Source organism: Ruegeria sp. HKCCD7221 (genome assembly GCF_013031225.1).
In the GTDB taxonomy this organism is placed as follows: domain Bacteria; phylum Pseudomonadota; class Alphaproteobacteria; order Rhodobacterales; family Rhodobacteraceae; genus Ruegeria.
Genome location: NZ_WPZE01000001.1, coordinates 1,077,309 through 1,094,749, shown reverse-complemented (window position 1 = coordinate 1,094,749; position 17,441 = coordinate 1,077,309). Strand labels below are relative to the sequence as shown.

Genomic DNA, 17,441 nt, shown 5'->3' with positions numbered 1-17,441 from the left:
GGAAGAATCGAACACTGAATCCTCTTTGATGAGAGCATCTTTCGTGGAAGCATCGCTAATTAAGCGGGTTAAAACCATTTAAATGCAGGAACTTAAGCAACTTTCTCCGAGGGCTTACGAGAGCTCGGTTCTCACGACCATTGGAGCAAATAGGTAAAGAAAAGGCGGAGGAGTTCCCCTGATGGGAGGCAAGAATGAACAAGAAACCAATAATTTCAGCAATTGGGCTTTCTCTTCTGTTAGCGCCATTTGCTTACGCCCAATCCTTTGACATCGTAATCAAAAATGGCCGCGTAATGGACCCCGAAACGGGTTTCGACGCTACGGCCAATGTTGGAATCAACAACGGCTTTGTTACTGAAATAAGCACTGACAACTTGGAAGGCATTAGAGAGATTGATGCGTCCGGACATGTGGTTGCGCCTGGGTTCATAGATTATCATTCACACGGTCAGGACCTATTTGCCCAACGCCTATATGCTCGTGATGGCGTAACAACTCCCATGGATTTGGAAATCGGTCAGTATCCGATAAACAGCTACTACGACTATTGGGACGGAAAATCGATTGTAAACTACGGCGCCAACGTATCCCACGCTTTCGCCAGATTGGCTGTTCTGGATGGATTGGACCCCGGGGGAAGGGTTTTTTACGAAGGTTCGGCCACGCGCGCGATGGATGATGGTCAGCAGTGGAAAACGAAGCTGTATGATCCCCTGGACGAGGCCGCAATTTTGGAGGCGGTCGAAGAAGGATTGCAGCAGGGTGGTATCGGGATTGCATACCCGATTGGGTACTACACCGTTGTTGGAAGTCCGGAGGTCATGGCCGTTACTTCTCTAGCGGCAAAGTACGATCTCCCGATAACAACACACGTTCGGTATCTCTCTCAAATTCCACCCAGCGGCTTCATGGGTATTACCGAAATGCTGACAATTGCCAGGGAAAACAACGTTCCGCTGCTGGTTCACCACGTCCCAAGCAATTGCCTTGGCTTGACAGAGAAGTGTTTGGATTTAATCGACAACGCACGTGCGCAAGGGCAGAAGGTCATCGGTGAATTCTATCCGTATAATTACGCAGGAACCTACGTGGATGCAGACTACAACAAGCCCGGATACAAGGAGCGATTGGGCGTTGAAGCGTCAGACTACATTGTAACAGAAACTGGAGAGCCGCTGACCGACGAAGAGTTTGATCGACTGCGGACGGAAGCGCCTGAAACACAGTTGCTAATGTACACAATGAAAGACGAATACATCATGGAGGCGATGACCAGGCCTGGTGTAATCGTTGGTTCAGACGCGATGCCCTACATAGTCGACGGCGGGCTGAATGGTGATTTCGAGACGCCGTACGGTGCCGGCGCCGGGCACGCGCGGGGTGCTGGTACTCATGCAAAAATACTCCGCATGGCGCGGGAAACTGGCGCCATCTCGCTGATGGACGCGCTTTCTAAGATGACCTACGAGCCAGCGGCTTTTCTGGAAGACCACGTCCCGCAGATGAAACTTCGCGGGCGCATTCAGGAGGGCTCAGTCGCGGATATTACAATTTTCGATCCGGAAAACGTGACCGATAATTCCGGGCCGGAAAACGGAAAAAACTCTCTCCCATCGTCAGGTATTCCCTATGTGATAGTCAATGGCACCATCGTTGTGGACGACTCAGTGGTTCAGAATGTCTCGGCCGGCGTACCGATTAGAGGCAAGGTGAGCCAGTAGCCATAGCCGGTATACCCGACTCAAAACAACAAATGTCACACCTCATCAAGCTCCATGGCGCCGCTTAACCGAAAAATCTTTGACCGGTAGAGAGCCCTTCAAATCAAGGAGAACATCATGACTTGCAACAGATTATTCGGAGCAATTTTTTACACGGCCTCGATCTTTGGAGCCACAGCGAACGCGCAAGATAGCTCTGTACTCATTACCAATGTTGATGTTTTTGACGGCGTAAATGAAACGCTCATAGAAGATGTGAACGTCCTCATCGACGGCAATATCATCTCAAAGATTTCGCAAGAAGAACTTTCGGCAAACGACGGCCTGGTTGTTGAGGGAAATGGGCACACTCTGATGCCCGGCATCATTGAGGGACACTCTCACTTAGCTTTGTCTGGGATTACGTTCGCTGACGTGCTTTTCGAGTTGCCAGGTTACCAATCCATCCGTTCGGTCGATACGGCTCGAAACATGCTGATGAATGGTGTGACCACAGCACGCGATATGGCCGGTGAGGTTTTTAGCCTCAAGCGTGCAATTGACGAGGGTTCTATTGTCGGACCTCGTATTTACCCGTCAGGTTCAATGATATCTCAAACAAGCGGCCATGCGGATTTCAGAGTTAGGAACGAGCGTAACCCATTGCTGGGTGGAGAACCGCCAATCACTGACTTAACGGGAAACAGTACACTGGTAGATGGGGTCCCAAAGGTGCTCGCCGCGACACGCGAACAACTGCGGCTTGGAGCATCACAGGTCAAACTTGCTATTGGCGGTTCAGTTAGCGGACCCAACGACCCATTAGACACTACGCAGTTTACGTTTGAAGAAATCCAAGCAGCTACAGCAGCCGCTGAAAACTGGGGAACTTACGTTACCGTACACGGCTACACTCCTCGAGCCGTTAATCAAGCAATTGATGCCGGAATTAAGGTGGTCGAGCATGGTCAACTTCTCGACAAGCCAACGTTGGAGAGGATGGCGAAAGATGGGATCTGGTTGAGTATTCAACCGTTTACGCTATGCAGCGAGCCTGGACTGAATGATGCACAGAACGCAAAACAAGCTATTGTGTGCCAAGGTACGGGATCAGTCTATGAGTGGATCAAGGGGCTTCCTGAACTAAAGGTCGTCCACGGAACCGACATCTTTATCAGCCCTGGGCCAGGAATTGGTGTCAGTGAGCAGGTCGAACAGATGGAACGGCTGCTGGACTGGTTTACGCCCTACGAAATACTGAAAATGTCGACCGGTAACTTTACAGAGTTGCTCCAGCTTTCCGGGCCAAGAAACCCATACCCAGGTGTGATCGGGCGCGTTGAAGAAGGCGCGTTGGCAGACTTGTTGCTAGTCGACGGCAATCCTCTCGAAGACCTAAGCGCAGTGACGGATCGCGAAAACATCAAAATCATCATGAAAGACGGGGTGATCTACAAAAACACTCTCGAGTGAAGGTGTTGTACGCAATCGGAAGGGATGAAAAGTGAATTTTCTCGAACCCAAAAGTCTATCACAACTTACACTATCTACCCTCGCCGCAGCGACACTTACAGCATCCACGGCAGCAGCTGAGGAAGATTGGCAATGGGGTGCCCAACTCTACTTCTGGGGAGCGTCCGTTGGAGGAGAAACCACAACTGGTGGCAATGTTGATATCAGCATAGACAAGATTATCGAGGACCTGAATTTTGGTGTCATGGGCACTCTCGTCGCGCGAAACGATCGATTGTCTTTGATAGCTGACGTCATCTATCTTGATGTAGATGAGTCTGATAGCACTTCCGTCAACTTGGGTGGAGCAAGTGTTCCAGTTACTGCGGATATTGGTCTCAAAGGCTTCATAACCACGCTAGGAGCCGGCTACCGCGTGCTTGAGACTAGTGGTGGGTCTCTTGATATCACCGGTGGCGCAAGGGCCTTGTATTTAGATGGCGACGTGAGTGTTAGTGGACTTGGCGCTCCAATCGCCGAGTCGGAATCTGGCACAAACTGGGATGCGGTGATTGGCTTCAGAGGTGAGACAAATATCAATGAGGATTGGTATTTCAGCTACTATGCAGACATCGGCACCGGCGACAGTGATCTAACGTGGCAAGCAGCGGCAGCCATTAACTACAGGTTAAATTCCGTCGACTTAACCGTCGGCTACCGATACTTGGACTGGGACTTAGGCGAATTTGGACTTTTCAGTGAAGTTACCCTTTCCGGCGCATTTTTGGGAGTGAAAGTACCTTTCTAACGTTGCGGTACGTAAAAGTTGAGCCCCGCGAGACTCGAATGGTTCGACTTAAAAATCTGAACGGAAGGGATTAGCCGGATGCCAAGATTCTCGATGCGCGGAGCCGCAATGGCTTTTCTTACATTCGCTTTCTTCTTTGCGGCGGTGCCGTTGCTGGCCGCAGAAGATAGCCTTGTTTCGTGGGATGCCCTTGTGCCCTCGGTAGAGCCTTATGACGACCCTTTTCTGGAAATGAAGTACGAGCATAAGTCCGACCTGCGGAAAATTCTGCTTGACCAAATTGCCAAAGAACAAGGCCAAAATAACCCCGAAGCTAGCAAAGCAGCCGAGCAGGCCCGCAACAGGTTAGATGCAGCTGGGCTCAATGCCGACCAGCTCTTGGAACAGCGTCTAGTTGTCATGGAGCGGCGCGAAGAAGAATCAACGGGTGTGACCACCAGACTCCTAGGTGCTGAGCTGACTTTGGACGGCTATGCGCTGCCACTGTCTGTCACGGCGGGAAAAGTTTATGAATTCCTTCTGGTGCCTTGGATAGGCGCTTGTATCCACACTCCGCCTCCACTGCCAAACCAGATCGTCCATGTGTCGGTCCCAAAAGGTTTGATTCTAGAAAACCGTTTTCAAAGTATTCGTTTGTCCGGCGTTCTGCGGCACGAGCCTAGGGTTCATAAACTGTTCCTCGTCGACGGATCTACTGACATCCCTGTGTCATACAGTATGGCAAACGTCACAATATCCGGAACGCCGCAGAATATTGTTGCATCATCAATGTCGGATCTGCCTGTTCTGGACCGCGCGCAGGTGTGGGTAAACAGCCTTTTCACCACGGCCATGACATCTATCCGGAATGGAGAAACAACCGGGGCATTGTTTACAGCCTTATTTCTTGCCTTCGGATACGGCGCTTTACACACCTTGGGCCCGGGGCACGGGAAAGCGGTCGTTATTTCCTATTTTGTCGGCTCTGGCGGTAGCTTGCGGCGCGGACTCGTGATGGGCTTCCGTATAGCAATAATTCACGTTGTTTCGGCCGTGGTAGTTGTATTCTTGTTGGATTTCGCCGTACGTCAAACCACTGGCGCAGCACCTTCAGACTATCGAGCCATTCGCCTAGTCAGTTACGGGCTGATTGTTGTGATTGGTATGTTCATGCTCTGGAAAGCGCTTTCAGCAACGCGGTTTGCGTTGAAAGCTGGGGATCTCGGAGCCCCGGCACATGATCACGATCACCACGATCACCATGTTCACGGATGCGCCGCCTGCGCCGCGAGCACCGCTCCAGCGGGCAGCGTTTGGATCGCGGCTGCTGTCGGTATTGTGCCGTGCACCGGCGCTTTAGTTGTCATGCTTTTTGGGCTTGCAAACGACTTAATCGTACCAGCAATTCTGATGGTTTGCGCAATATCACTCGGCATGGCTATGGCAATGTCAGCCATTGGCATTGCTGCCCTTTGGGGCCGCAGCTGGGCCTATGGCCGCTTTGACATGACGGATAAGCGGCGACAAACCTTCGAACTGAGTACGCGCTTGGTAGGTGCCATTTGTGTTCTTGCAATCGGCGTGACCCTATTCTGGATCAACTACAAGCATTCACCCGCTGCGACTTTGCCTCAAGCAGAGTTGGCTTCAAGCTTTTATTAGCGAGAGTTTTGTAAATTGACGACAGCAGGTTTACTCGCCCCGCTTCTATTAATCTTGATCTGGCGAGCGGTACGTCGAGCTAGAAGAATTCAACATGTTCTGACAGCTCACCTGTGGATTTTCGCAATTTGGAGAAAAAGCGTTCCACACATATTTGCTCTCGGTATCAAAAGGAATCGAATTAGCAGATTTTTTTCAGTCACAGACACCATGAAACGATTTGGTTCTGTCAAACTTGAGAGTTCGCAGACCAAGGACCTGTCGAAAGCAACATGTAACCTTGAGCTAAGCAGTCGGCTAAAATCCTTTTTCGTGGCTTCATTATTTTTGGTTTTACCTTCAACCCTGTGGGCCTTGGATCCCGCTAACCGAGCCGTGAGGATTACTGATGATGTAGCAACTGACTCCGACGTGGGCGTTCGAAGTGGAGATTTTATAGCTGCACCTATTCCGTTTTCGAACGAAACGATAGGAAGTGGCGCAACACTTGGCGCTGGATACCTATTTGCCCTCCCAGGATCAAAGACTTCCGGTATTGGTGCCGGATACTTCGGAACGAATGAGGGATCCTCTGGATATGGAATCGGAGGAACGGTTAACTTCAATCAAGGGAGATGGACTGTAGGTGCAATTTATGTAGATGCCGATTTGAATTACGATCTACCGATATCCGGCAGCTTTGAACTACCTTTAACGCAGTCAGTTGATGGTTATGCCATTCGTATGGAGTATGGTTTCACAGACACGACCAAAATCGGGTTTGGATATGCTTTTGCGGATTCTCAGTTGTCACTCAACTCCGATTTCATCCGCCAACTCCCAGATTTTCTCCAACCCGATTTGCATATCCTATTGAAAAGGCTGACATTCGATGTTGTGCACGACACAAGGGACGATACATTTTATCCAAGTTCAGGACTGTTGGTGACCGGCAACTTCTCGTATGGCGATGTTACAGACAAAATTCTCAATGATAGACTGACAATAAGTGACAGAAACTACGGCAAAGGTGTCTTGTCTTTGGCGTCCTACATTCCGGTGGGACGGAAAGGCGTTATCGCTTGGCGGGCGGTAATGTGCGGTGCAGCTAAAGAAGCTCCATTCTTTGATGGGTGTGGTGTCGGGTTTGTCGACGGGTTGAGGGGGTTTTCTGCATTTGATGCTCTCGCTGACTGGTCGACATCCGCACAGATCGAATACCGTGGCCGCCTCTCTCAACGTTTCGGATATGTCTTGTTCGCAGGAGCAGGTGTTGGTGGATCAGGTTTGGATTCCATGTCATTTGACCGAGGTGGTGCCGGGTATGGTACAGGCTTGCGTTATCGGTTGTCGAAGCAGAACAGGCTCGACTACTCTATCGACTACGCCTTCAATGACGATGGTGATGGCTTACTCTATCTATATATCGGCCAGCGTTTCTGAGACGAAAATGAAATCTGGGGCAAATGAGAAATTGATTCAAGCAAACGGCTTTAACTGTCTTGGCTCTGACTCCAAAAATTGGTCCCCGCCCGTGCCATCGCTAAAATCAAGGTAAGCGTAGAAGATTCCGATGTCTAATCCATCCGATGTTTTGACGGCAGAGTCACCACAACTCGTCCTCGCCTTTGCGGCCGTCGTTTTTCTTCTTGTTTGGCGGCTTGCGTTGCTAAGCCCACACATTCGAAATTTCGCGCGCGTTCATCTTTGGCCAGCAGCCATACTCGACATGTTCCTCCTGCCAGCTGGGGCACTTGGACTTTATGAGTTAACTGCCGCCCTGTCAGAAATCGGTGAGTCATTCTACTGGACGCGACATGTCCTGACACTATCCGAACTCCTAGTGTACCTCGCTGTCGCATCCAGTCTCGCAAGGCTGGTTGAAACCTGGGTTCGATATCACACGTACAGTGGCCACTCTGGCCAACACTCGCATCTTACACTGACAATTCTCTATGCACTCTTTTGGCTCATCGGCGTTTTGGTCTTTCTTGCAGTCAAGGATATAGCGCCAACCGAGCTGTATTTGTCGACAGGGGCTGTTGCCGCAGTTTGCGCTTTTGCAATGCAACAAACTCTTGGTGACTTTTTTGCCGGGATAGCCGTGGGAATGGAACGGTCTTTCAAAATCGGCGATTGGCTGCGGTTCGATGATGGAACGGAAGGCAAAGTCATCGACATCAATTGGCGCTCTACCCAGTTGAGAGGATGGAGCGGAGGAACTTATGTCATTCCAAATGGACAGCTGTCACGACAGCGTTTTTTGAACCTTCACGGTCAAAACAGCCCATATGCGGAAGTGTTCGAAGTACAAATTTCCAGCAAAGCAGACCCTACCACCATAGTTAATCTGCTTTCGGATGCGGTTGGAAAGTGTAGCACGGTCATGAAATCACCACAGCCGTCAATTCGCTTGAAGAACGGATCAAGCCAGCCCTACATCTACTATGCATGGGTATTTTTCCCTAACTATCCCAGCATGTTCCAAGGCCGGGAGGAGTTGTACACAAACATCCATGAAGCGCTGCTGAACGCCGGATTGGAAGTATCTGCGGATGTTTACGAAATCAAGAGCAACAAAGTATCGAACAAAGACTAATCGTTCTCCCGCAGCACCTTTTGTTATTCATCCGATCTTCGAACACTCGAATACACTTAGCAGTTCCACCGCTTTTTGTCGGATGTCAGGAACGGCGTCGCTAGATTGGTGTTAGACGGGTCATGTGTGGCTTCGTGCATAATCCCCCTCTAAGCGAATTTCGGACACGCAGCCGTTCAGGCAAAGGACCGGATCTAAAACCAGCTAAAGAGCGGAATTAACATTGATTTTGGGTGAGCTGGATGGCGTTAAAATTTCGGATTTAACCTTGAAACAGAAATGGGAGGTCACTTTGACCTCCCATCAACATTTTACCACAAGGCCTTGGTCTGAGCCGGGCTTTTTTGTTATTCGTTCGTTGTTGGTGTCGTCGTTTCTTCGGTCGGAGTAGAGCTTTCGGTGGGGGCTGACCCCTCTGTGCAGCTTGCGACCAGTTCTTCGTATTGCTGGGTGACCCAACCCAAAGCGGCCTCGGGGTTTTGCTCTTCGATCTTTTCCCCGAATTGTTCGAAAACTTTCGCCGAACGGCTTTCATCCACGATGGTATAGGATTGGCCGGTCATGACCGTGTCGTAGACGAAGAACGCGATGGCGACCAACAAGATGCCGCGCGCGATGCCGAAAAAGAACCCAAGCGCCTGATCCAGTCCACCTAGCGCCGAGCGTTGCACGACCGAGGAAAACAGGGGTGCAAATATGCTGACCACGATCAAGGCCACTGCAAATACGGCTGCGAACCCGGTTATCACCGACAATTCGCAACTGTCGCGCAGGAAATCACCAACGACGGGGATCTCTTTGATCAGCGGCACAGCTTGGGGTGCGAAAATAAAGGCAAGCACGGCGGCTGCGACCCAACCCGCAATCGCCAGAATCTCTCTCAAAAGGCCGCGGGAATAGGCCAATAGGCCGGACACCACGACGATCAGGGCAACCACCCCGTCAATAATTGTAAAACCTTCCATGGCCCTCGCCTGTATTTTTTTAGCCTCTCAAGGCGTTACCTTAACCTGCTCCGAAGGTTTCGCCAACAAACCCCACCAAATCAGAGGGTCGGGTGAGTGTCAGACCTGCCACACTACCAGTTTTGCCACCTGCCGGAGCTATGGCTGATGTGAAACCAAGTTTCTGGGCTTCTTTCAACCTATTTTCAGTTTGAGAGGCTGGCCTAAGTGCCCCGGATAACGAGATTTCCCCGAAGACGACCGTGTCTGCGGGCAGGGCCGTGTCTTCGCGTGCGCTGAGCAATGCGGCTGCAACCGCAAGGTCGGCAGCGGGTTCGCTGACTTTCAGGCCACCGGCCACGTTGAGGTAAACGTCAAGCCCGGTGAAGGGCACACCGCACCGTGCCTCTAGCACGGCCAGGATCATGGCCAGTCGCCCGCTGTCCCAACCCACGACCGTGCGGCGGGGCTGAGAGTGTGGGGAAGGTGCGACAAGTGCTTGTAATTCAACCAAAACAGGGCGCGTACCTTCGATCCCAGCGAATACTGCCGAACCGGGGCTGGGAGCGCCACGTTCGGACAGGAACAGGGCCGAAGGGTTCGTGACCTGAGCCAGACCTTTGCCCGTCATTTCAAACACGCCGATCTCATCTGCAGGGCCGAAACGGTTCTTGACTGCGCGCAGGATACGGAACTGTTGACCGCGTTCGCCCTCAAAATACAGCACTGTATCGACCATATGCTCGACGACCCGGGGGCCTGCGATTTGACCCTCTTTCGTGACATGGCCGACCATGATTATCGAAATCCCGTGTCGTTTCGCAAACGTGGTCAATTCATGCGCAGCGGCCCTTACTTGTGAAACCGAGCCGGGGGCGCTGTCGACATTGTCGGCCCACATGGTCTGAATCGAGTCGATAATGGCAAGGCCGGGCTTTTCCGCCTCAAGCGTGGTCAGGATGTTGCGCAGGTTGGTTTCCGCCGCCAGTTGCACTGGTGCGTCTTCTAGCCCAAGGCGACGCGCGCGCATCCGCACCTGCGCGCTGGCTTCTTCGCCGGACACATAAATGGTCTTGACGCCAGCACGCGAGAACCGGGCGGCAGCCTGCAGCAGCAGAGTGGACTTGCCGATTCCGGGGTCACCGCCCACCAGCAAGGCCGAGGCCGGAACAAGGCCACCACCCAGAACACGGTCCAGTTCATCAACCCCACACAGCGTGCGGGGCGGGGGTGTTTCCTCGGTCGACAGGTCCGTGAGTGCGATGGGCTGGCCACGTTTGCCGCCGAGGGATTTTTTTGCAGGGCCAGCCGAAAGGGGTACATCCTGCGCAATCGTGTTCCATTCGCCGCAACTGTCGCATCGCCCGGACCAACGGGAATGGGTAGCACCACAGGCCGAACAAGAAAAAGAAGTCGTCTTCACCATGCCGTCCTTGGTGCCCGAGGACGGTCGGTTCTTCAAGCCCTTATGGGCTTTCCTCTCCGACGGTGGCGGGCTGCGTCCTCAGACCCGACGGGTCATCGTCGACAGCAGGCGCTGACGCGCCTATTCCGCCGCGCGTGGTGGTGACATTGCAATTACGCTGGATGCCGAAGTTTCACGATCTTCGGCCGGCGTCTGCAACTGGGCTGACAGCTCTGGCAGAAGTTCGAACAACTCATCGCGCAGCCGAGCAAGCTGAGACTTGGCAATGGATTCTTCGATCTCGATATCGCGTGTCCACTGACGCAGTTCCTGCTGGATAGTCTGGGCGTCGCCGATCCGCTGCTGGAATTGTTCGATCTCTTCCTGTCGCTGTTGCAAGAACATACGCGCGCGGGAAACTTTGGCATCGCCATAGGTTTCAGCCAGCTCGTGACTGATTTGGCTCATCTGCGCAGCCAGTTCCAGGATTTCCGGCTCAAGCGATTGCAGGTCTGGATGGTGGCGCAGAAACGCCATCCGTTCCTTGACCGCATCGAATTCCGAGGACAGTAGAAAGGTATCCCCACGATCAGCCGCATGCGCCAACTGGTACGCGTAAGAGATGTCCTGCATGTTCAGCGAGAACTTCCGATGGGCGTTTTCCAGCGCCATCATTCGCGCATTTGCCGGCAGATAGAACGCCAGCATGAGAATCAGTGCGGTCAGCCCTATCTGTATGAACATACCCGCATCAACATAGGTTCCCGTGCCGAAACCGGCTTGCATGGACAACCATGGCAGCACGCCGAAAGCAGAAAGTATTGTCGTTAAAACAGAGAACAGTGCCGCAGCACAAATCAGCAAAAAAGTAAGTCTTAAAAACGCATTCTGAAATTGCAAAGTCATATTATGGAGGGCGGTCATGATAGACGAACTCCTTCTCAAACCGGTACAAACCAGGCCAGAGCGGGATGCAATTAACACACGCAGATTGATCCGCTGCGGACCTGAAACTACTAATTGTTGCTGCTCGAAATATTAAGATGATACCCAGATGAAGGTTTTCAATCAATTAGGTCTGAGGTTTTCGTGAACTGGATGTCATTTCCGTAATGTATCCCAGCGCGATTGAGGCCAGAATGCAGGCTGTAAACAGGTACAATCCCCATGCGGTTTCGATAGTGGCGTAGGAGATGCCTTTGGCCAGCGTGATGTACAGCGCGATCAGAAAGATGTCGGCCATCGCCAACTTGCCCATGATGTTGAGCGCGGGTTGAACGCGGGCATCCAGCAGGTCCCACTGCACCAGAGCCGTTCCAATTGTCTTGATATAGGGCGCGAACAGGGCAAAGACGGTGACGATCAGCGCCAGGAAGATATCGGATTTCCACAGGGATTGTAGGCCGGTGATGACGCTGATTTCGCTAAGGCCGAAGATTGGCAACAGCCCCGCGCGCATCAGCGGGGCGAACCACGCGATAGGGTAGAGGATCAGTAGCGAGAGGGTGGCGAGGCGGAGGGTCATTGGCAATCCCGAATAATCCGCATGAATACCTATGAGGCTGCATGAAGGGCTGCAAGTATTTGTTGTCGCGGACAAAGCTTTGGTTAAGGAGTATTTTGACTGGGGTGTTCTTGTGTGGGTTGAAGTGGTTGATCCAGTCATAAAAATACCGAATGGCCCTTCTGCGTTCAGCAAGGGTATTTCTAGTGCCGTAACAGGCGGTGCAAATTCTTTGCTTTCGGAAGGAAGCACCGCTGCAGACAGATTGCCGTTTGATCGCGAACAGCTTCTTGGAGTTCTGCATTTTCGGTTGTACGAACCGGACCGTGCCAGACGCAGAGCAAGTTGGTTCGGAGGGCGAATTTACAACAGGCTCTCCGGCGAAGATCCGGACTATTTCCCGGTTTCAGGAGCTCATTTGATGCAAGCATTGGGTGTTGTCCGAATTCAGGCGCCGGAATTTGTCGTCGCTGGCGGACAATATTTGTTGCGATATGACTATGCCAAACGTGCCTCTGACAAATTGGAGCGTGAACAGCAGGCAAATGTGAGTTAGCGCACCGCCTCAATCGGACCCTCAGCGCTGCCACTAATAAACTGCTCCACATAAGGATCACCCGAGGCATCCATCTGGCTGACCGGGCCTGTCCATTGGATGACGCCTCCGTGAAGCATGGCGACGTTGTCGGCAATCGCGCGGACTGAGCTCATGTCGTGGGTGATGGTCATGGCCGTCGCGCCCATCTCGGTCACGATTTCGCGGATCAGGTCGTTGATGACGCCAGACATGATCGGGTCCAGACCGGTGGTTGGTTCGTCAAAGAAAATGATCTCGGGCTCGGCAGCGATGGCGCGGGCGAGGCCCACGCGCTTCTGCATCCCGCCCGACAGTTCAGACGGAAAGCGGTCTGCCACATCGGATTTCAGGCCAACCCGGCGAAGTTTCTCAATCGCAATCTCGCGCGCATATTCCGGGGGGCGCTTTAACGGGCCACGCAGCAGGCGGAAGGCAACGTTTTGCCAGACGGGGAGCGAGTCAAACAGGGCTGCCCCCTGAAACAGCATCCCGAACCGCGCCAGAAACGCATCCCGGTCGCCCTTGGTGGCGTCCTTGCCGTCCACATAGATCATGCCACTGTCGGGTTTGATCAGGCCAAGAATACATTTCAGCGCAACGGACTTTCCGGTGCCCGACCCGCCGATGATGACCATCGAGGTGCCCTTGGGGATATCAAGGCTCATGCCGCGCAGAACCTGATTGGAGCCAAAGGCTTTGTGTACATTTTCCATCCTGATCATACCGAGAAGAACACCCCTGTCAGAATGAAGTTTGCGGCCAGAATCATGATTGCAGCAGATTCGACCGAGGACTTGGTTGCCCGACCGACGCCTTGCGCGCCGCGTCCCGAATTCATGCCGTAGTAGCAGCCCATGATCGCCGCGATCAGTCCAAAAGCCGCCCCTTTGACCAGCGACGAGACAATGTCGCGTGTTTCAAGGAAATTGACCGTGTTTTGCAGATAGGTCGCTGCGTTGAAGCCCAGATTCTCGGTCGAGACGACATACCCTCCGGCGATGCCGATGATATCCCCGATGCCTACCAGCAGGGGCACGGTAATTAGCGCGGCCAGAACGCGGGGCGCTGTTAGGTATTTCATCGGGTGGGTCGACAGCGTAACCAGCGCGTCGATCTGTTCGGTCACCTTCATGGTCGCAATCTCAGCCGCGATGGACGAGGTAACACGGGCGGCGATCATCAGGCCGACCAGAACCGGACCAAGCTCGCGCACCATGCCAATGGCAACGATCTGCGGTACCACGGCCTCGGCGTTGAAACGCGCGCCGCCTGCATAGATTTGCAGCGCCAGCGCACCGCCGGTGAAGATGGCGGTCAATCCGACAACGGGCAAAGACAGCCATCCGATATTCATCAGCGCAACGGCAAATTCGCGCGGATAATATGGCGGCCTAAAGATGTGCGAGATGGCATCTACGGCAAACAAGGCCACCTTGCCAAAGGTCGCAAGCAGGGTCAGCACTGCGCGACCAAGACCGCCCAGCAAGTCCAGCGCACTCATTCCACGTAGCCTCGGGAATATCGCGCGCCTAGCGATGTGAGGATTTCATATCCAATGGTGCCAGCGGCCTCGGCCAGATCATCGACAGTCTGGTGACCGTTCAGGATACGCATACGCTCGGGGTCATTGGGCAAATCGGTGACATCGACGGTAATCAGGTCCATCGAAATGCGTCCAACGACTGGGCAGGGCTGACCACCGGCGAACGCGTCGATCCCGCCGCCAATCGCCCTGTGCAACCCATCCGCGTATCCCGCCGCGACAGTTGCAATGCGCGACGGCCGCCGGGCCGTCCAACTGTTGCCATAGCCAACCGTTTCTCCGACCGCCAGTTGGCGGACCTGAATGACAGGCAAGTCTACGGTCACCACCGGTTTTGCGTCAGCGAACGGCATTCCACCGTACAAACCGATCCCTGGGCGGCAAAAGTCGAAATGGAATTCGGGGCCAAGCAGCGTTCCCCCAGTGGCCGCCAGTGAACGCGGCGCGGAAATTCCATCAGTCATCTCGCGGAAGGTTCGCAACTGCTGTTGGTTCATGGGGTGGTCAGGTTCGTCCGAGCACGCCAAATGCGACATCACAACAAGTGGTTTCAGCGGTTCGATCCTGGGGCGCAGTTCCGCCCAGTCCGCAGGCTCTAGGCCCAGACGGTTCATGCCGCTGTCCAGTTGAACCCCGAACACCTGATCGGGCAGGGCCTCGACATGGCGTAGGAACTGCTCGGGTGAATTGATTAAAGGTGTCAGGTCATGGTCGCGCAACAGATCTGTGTCGCCTTCCATATGGCCCGAGAACACGCCGATCATTGGCATAGGCCCGACCGCCTGACGGACGGCGGCCCCTTCTTCCGCGGCCGCCACAAAGAACTTGCGCACGCCTTCTTCGGCCAGCGTTGCCGAAACGGGCTCGGCCCCAAGGCCATAAGCGTCGGCCTTGACCACGGCGCCGGTCTCGACATTGGTTTTCGCGTCGAGCGCCTGCCAGTTGCTGGCCAGCGCATGAAGGTTGATCGTCAAACGTGCGGTACTCATGGCTCTGTTCATGACATTGGATCGCGGCAGGTCAAGGGGGTACTGGCCGATTATTGCCTCGATTGACGGGAACGTGGGCGGCATGCGGCCTGTATTTCGAAACGGGCGCGCCAAATTGCCGGTCGAGTTTTCGTTTTTACGGGTGCCCTATTGTGTTTAACTTGTGATCAACAGCAGTCAGCCAGGGGAATCGTTCACTTGGGCTGTGACGGCGGGAAAAGGGCGAACATGATTGAACTTACGTCGGGATACGCCGGTTTTGAGGCGCAGATACCATCGTTTTATGGGGACGTTTTCACAGCCTCCGAAGGAGTGGCCGAAGGTCAGGCTTTGACGTCGTTGGTGCAGGATTTGATGGGAACATCCGAAGACGACGATCTGCGCTGCTATCTGGCAAGCGAAGGTGAAGAGCTTTTGGGGTGCATCCTCTTTTCGCGCTTGTTTTACGATGAAGACCCGCGCAACGTCGTTTTGATGTCGCCGGTCGCCGTTAAAACCGATCGCCAGAAAGCAGGGATTGGGCAGAGGCTGATCCGTTTCGCGCTAGACGACCTGAAGGGGCAAGGCGTTGATTTTGCGATAACTTACGGTGATCCTGCCTACTACGGAAAGACAGGGTTCAAACCGATGGCGCAGGATTTCGCCCGTCCGCCCCAGAAGCTGAGCCAGCCGCACGGATGGATCGGTCAGTCGCTGGCTGAGGGCGACGCGGCCCCTTTCACTGGTCCGTCGCGCTGCGTTCCCGCGTTTGACAAGCCTGAATTGTGGTAGGTCAGTAGCCTTCGATCTGGCCGTCCTGCTGCCAGGGTTTGACCAGATTGCCGAAGCGGGTGAATTGCGCCTCGAACGACAGTTCGACCGTGCCGATGGGACCATGTCGCTGCTTGCCGACAATGACTTCGGCCTTGCCGTGCAGGCGTTCCATCGCCTGTTTCCACTCTTCCATCTTTTCCAGCTCATGATCGCCGGGCTTTTCGCGTTCTTTATAATATTCCTCGCGGAACACGAACATCACCACGTCGGCATCCTGTTCGATCGAGCCTGATTCCCGCAGGTCTGACAGTTGCGGGCGCTTGTCGTCTCGGCTTTCGACCTGACGGGAAAGCTGAGACAGCGCGATCACCGGGATGTTCAGTTCCTTGGCGATGGCCTTCATGCCCATCGAGATTTCGGCAATTTCGTTGACGCGGTTGTCGGACATGCCCCGACAGAGCTGCAAATAGTCGATCACCAGCAGGTCCAGCCCATGTGTCCGCTTCAACCGCCGCGCGCGGGCGGCAAGTTGTGAGATCGGCAGGGCCGGGGTGTCGTCGATGAAAAGCGGGCAGGCTTCCAACTCCTTCGCGGCGTCCACGAAACGGCGGAATTCGGATTCCGTCATGTCACCCTGACGGATTTTGTGACTTGAGATTTCGGACGCTTCGGCCAGAACCCGGCCCGCCAACTGCTCGGCGCTCATTTCCAGTGAAAAGAACCCGACCACGCCGCCGTCAACCGCTCCTTCGGACCCATCCGATTTGGTGCCGCGCTTGTATGCTTTGGCCACGTTGAACGCCACGTTGGTCGCAAGCGAGGTTTTCCCCATCGACGGACGCCCGGCCAGAATGATCAGGTCCGAGGGGTGCAGGCCCCCAAGCTGTTTGTCCAAGTCGGCCAGACCGGTGGAAATCCCTGCCATGCCACCGCCGCGCTGGTACGCTTCGTTGGTGACGTTGACGGCTTCTGTGACCGCCTTGAGGAAGGATTGAAATCCCTGTTCGGTCTGGCCCTGCTCGGATAACTGATAAAGCTGTTGCTCGGCCTCGACGATTTGTTCTTTTGGTTCGCTTGATACATCGACCCGCGCCGCCTTGTCCGAAATGTCCCGACCCAGTCGGATCAACTCGCGCCGAATGGCCAGGTCATAGATCATCTGGGCATAATCATGCACGGCAAACGCACTGATCGAGGCGCCCGCCAGTTTGACCAGATAGGCGGGGCCGCCCAATTCCTTCAGGCCCTCATCCTCGGCCATGAAGGATTTCAGCGTGACGGGTGAGGCCAGCGCATTCTTGGCGATGCGGTTGGCGGCGACTTCATAGATGCGGGCATGGACCGGGTCATAGAAATGCTCGGCCCCGATGATCGAGGCCACCCGGTCATACAGATCATTATTCGTCAGGATCGCGCCCAGAAGCTGCTGCTCGGCCTCGATGGAGTGCGGCATAGTTTCGGCATTCTGAATCTGCGCCGCTGCCTGCTCGATGCTGCTAATCTCGTTCATTTTGTCCCCGCTGCCCGTGCGACAGTTCTAATCA

General features: G+C 54.0%; 16 protein-coding genes. 8 read left to right on the top strand and 8 right to left on the bottom strand.

Annotated features, from left to right (window positions below; genetic code table 11):
* Positions 1 to 194 precede the first annotated feature (194 nt).
* The 6 genes from GOX73_RS05375 (at position 195) to GOX73_RS05350 (ending at position 8,182) form a co-directional block, all read left to right on the top strand.
* Complete coding sequence (locus GOX73_RS05375) at positions 195 to 1,724, top strand: amidohydrolase family protein (RefSeq protein ID WP_171106006.1); 1,530 nt, start codon at positions 195 to 197, stop codon at positions 1,722 to 1,724.
* A 117-nt stretch (positions 1,725 to 1,841) separates the two neighbouring features.
* Positions 1,842 to 3,176, top strand: a complete 1,335-nt coding sequence (locus tag GOX73_RS05370; RefSeq protein ID WP_171106004.1) for an amidohydrolase family protein — start codon at positions 1,842 to 1,844, stop codon at positions 3,174 to 3,176.
* A 31-nt stretch (positions 3,177 to 3,207) separates the two neighbouring features.
* Positions 3,208 to 3,963, top strand: a complete 756-nt coding sequence (locus GOX73_RS05365; RefSeq protein WP_171134808.1) for a DUF481 domain-containing protein — start codon at positions 3,208 to 3,210, stop codon at positions 3,961 to 3,963.
* Between the two features lie 108 nt (positions 3,964 to 4,071).
* The gene (locus GOX73_RS05360) at positions 4,072 to 5,604 is read left to right on the top strand and encodes a DUF3299 domain-containing protein (protein WP_171124765.1); all 1,533 of its coding nucleotides are present in this window, start codon (positions 4,072 to 4,074) and stop codon (positions 5,602 to 5,604) included.
* Between the two features lie 210 nt (positions 5,605 to 5,814).
* The gene (locus GOX73_RS05355) at positions 5,815 to 7,026 is read left to right on the top strand and encodes a BamA/TamA family outer membrane protein (protein ID WP_171105997.1); all 1,212 of its coding nucleotides are present in this window, start codon (positions 5,815 to 5,817) and stop codon (positions 7,024 to 7,026) included.
* Between the two features lie 130 nt (positions 7,027 to 7,156).
* Positions 7,157 to 8,182, top strand: a complete 1,026-nt coding sequence (locus GOX73_RS05350; RefSeq protein WP_171105995.1) for a mechanosensitive ion channel family protein — start codon at positions 7,157 to 7,159, stop codon at positions 8,180 to 8,182.
* Between the two features lie 347 nt (positions 8,183 to 8,529).
* Here GOX73_RS05350 and GOX73_RS05345 read toward each other — a convergent pair whose 3' ends face one another.
* From GOX73_RS05345 to GOX73_RS05330, 4 genes are all read right to left on the bottom strand, one after another.
* A complete protein-coding gene (locus GOX73_RS05345; RefSeq protein ID WP_171121617.1) occupies positions 8,530 to 9,147 on the bottom strand; it encodes a CvpA family protein in 618 nt (205 codons plus the stop codon).
* 40 nt (positions 9,148 to 9,187) lie between these two features.
* The gene (gene radA / locus GOX73_RS05340) at positions 9,188 to 10,552 is read right to left on the bottom strand and encodes a DNA repair protein RadA (RefSeq protein WP_171125309.1); all 1,365 of its coding nucleotides are present in this window, start codon (positions 10,550 to 10,552) and stop codon (positions 9,188 to 9,190) included.
* A gap of 120 nt (positions 10,553 to 10,672) precedes the next feature.
* A complete protein-coding gene (locus tag GOX73_RS05335) occupies positions 10,673 to 11,317 on the bottom strand; it encodes a DNA repair protein (protein ID WP_254429118.1) in 645 nt (214 codons plus the stop codon).
* 286 nt (positions 11,318 to 11,603) lie between these two features.
* A complete protein-coding gene (locus GOX73_RS05330; protein WP_171124769.1) occupies positions 11,604 to 12,056 on the bottom strand; it encodes a paraquat-inducible protein A in 453 nt (150 codons plus the stop codon).
* 31 nt (positions 12,057 to 12,087) lie between these two features.
* Between GOX73_RS05330 and GOX73_RS05325 the strand changes: the two genes are divergently transcribed.
* Entirely contained in the window at positions 12,088 to 12,591 is a 504-nt protein-coding gene (locus GOX73_RS05325; RefSeq protein WP_171124771.1) for a hypothetical protein, read from the top strand.
* On the opposite strand, the gene GOX73_RS05320 is transcribed toward GOX73_RS05325, so the two are convergent.
* From GOX73_RS05320 to alr, 3 genes are read right to left on the bottom strand one after another with little or no spacing between them, the layout of a single operon-like run.
* Positions 12,588 to 13,334 (bottom strand): ABC transporter ATP-binding protein, encoded by a 747-nt coding sequence (locus GOX73_RS05320; RefSeq protein WP_171124778.1) that lies wholly within the window; start codon positions 13,332 to 13,334, stop codon positions 12,588 to 12,590. The two genes, GOX73_RS05325 and GOX73_RS05320, sit on opposite strands and share 4 nt — an antisense overlap.
* Positions 13,331 to 14,113 carry an ABC transporter permease gene (locus GOX73_RS05315; RefSeq protein WP_171124780.1) on the bottom strand — a complete coding sequence of 261 codons (783 nt, stop codon included), beginning with the start codon at positions 14,111 to 14,113 and terminating at the stop codon, positions 13,331 to 13,333. The genes GOX73_RS05320 and GOX73_RS05315 overlap by 4 nt, the downstream gene beginning before the upstream one ends.
* Positions 14,110 to 15,144 (bottom strand): alanine racemase, encoded by a 1,035-nt coding sequence (gene alr, locus GOX73_RS05310; RefSeq protein WP_171124782.1) that lies wholly within the window; start codon positions 15,142 to 15,144, stop codon positions 14,110 to 14,112. The genes GOX73_RS05315 and alr overlap by 4 nt, the downstream gene beginning before the upstream one ends.
* Positions 15,145 to 15,372: 228 nt before the next feature.
* Here alr and GOX73_RS05305 point away from each other — a divergent pair, with 228 nt between their 5' ends.
* Positions 15,373 to 15,915, top strand: coding sequence for a GNAT family N-acetyltransferase (locus tag GOX73_RS05305; protein WP_171121610.1), 543 nt, complete (start codon positions 15,373 to 15,375; stop codon positions 15,913 to 15,915).
* Between the two features lies 1 nt (position 15,916).
* Here GOX73_RS05305 and GOX73_RS05300 read toward each other — a convergent pair whose 3' ends face one another.
* Positions 15,917 to 17,407, bottom strand: a complete 1,491-nt coding sequence (locus GOX73_RS05300; RefSeq protein ID WP_170383012.1) for a replicative DNA helicase — start codon at positions 17,405 to 17,407, stop codon at positions 15,917 to 15,919.
* Positions 17,408 to 17,441: the final 34 nt, after the last annotated feature.

Excerpts from the sequence above, each read along its gene's own strand:
- GOX73_RS05345 (WP_171121617.1), bottom strand. The coding sequence starts at position 9,147 with ATGGAAGGTTTTACAATTATTGACGGGGTGGTTGCCCTGATCGTCGTG.
- GOX73_RS05305 (WP_171121610.1), top strand. The coding sequence starts at position 15,373 with ATGATTGAACTTACGTCGGGATACGCCGGTTTTGAGGCGCAGATACCA.
- GOX73_RS05330 (WP_171124769.1), bottom strand. The coding sequence starts at position 12,056 with ATGACCCTCCGCCTCGCCACCCTCTCGCTACTGATCCTCTACCCTATC.
- GOX73_RS05325 (WP_171124771.1), top strand. The coding sequence starts at position 12,088 with ATGAGGCTGCATGAAGGGCTGCAAGTATTTGTTGTCGCGGACAAAGCT.
- alr (WP_171124782.1), bottom strand. The coding sequence starts at position 15,144 with ATGAGTACCGCACGTTTGACGATCAACCTTCATGCGCTGGCCAGCAAC.
- GOX73_RS05300 (WP_170383012.1), bottom strand. The coding sequence starts at position 17,407 with ATGAACGAGATTAGCAGCATCGAGCAGGCAGCGGCGCAGATTCAGAAT.
- GOX73_RS05370 (WP_171106004.1), top strand. The coding sequence starts at position 1,842 with ATGACTTGCAACAGATTATTCGGAGCAATTTTTTACACGGCCTCGATC.
- GOX73_RS05360 (WP_171124765.1), top strand. The coding sequence starts at position 4,072 with ATGGCTTTTCTTACATTCGCTTTCTTCTTTGCGGCGGTGCCGTTGCTG.
- GOX73_RS05350 (WP_171105995.1), top strand. The coding sequence starts at position 7,157 with ATGTCTAATCCATCCGATGTTTTGACGGCAGAGTCACCACAACTCGTC.
- GOX73_RS05355 (WP_171105997.1), top strand. The coding sequence starts at position 5,815 with ATGAAACGATTTGGTTCTGTCAAACTTGAGAGTTCGCAGACCAAGGAC.
- radA (WP_171125309.1), bottom strand. The coding sequence starts at position 10,552 with ATGGTGAAGACGACTTCTTTTTCTTGTTCGGCCTGTGGTGCTACCCAT.
- GOX73_RS05375 (WP_171106006.1), top strand. The coding sequence starts at position 195 with ATGAACAAGAAACCAATAATTTCAGCAATTGGGCTTTCTCTTCTGTTA.
- GOX73_RS05335 (WP_254429118.1), bottom strand. The coding sequence starts at position 11,317 with ATGCAAGCCGGTTTCGGCACGGGAACCTATGTTGATGCGGGTATGTTC.
- GOX73_RS05320 (WP_171124778.1), bottom strand. The coding sequence starts at position 13,334 with ATGATCAGGATGGAAAATGTACACAAAGCCTTTGGCTCCAATCAGGTT.
- GOX73_RS05315 (WP_171124780.1), bottom strand. The coding sequence starts at position 14,113 with ATGAGTGCGCTGGACTTGCTGGGCGGTCTTGGTCGCGCAGTGCTGACC.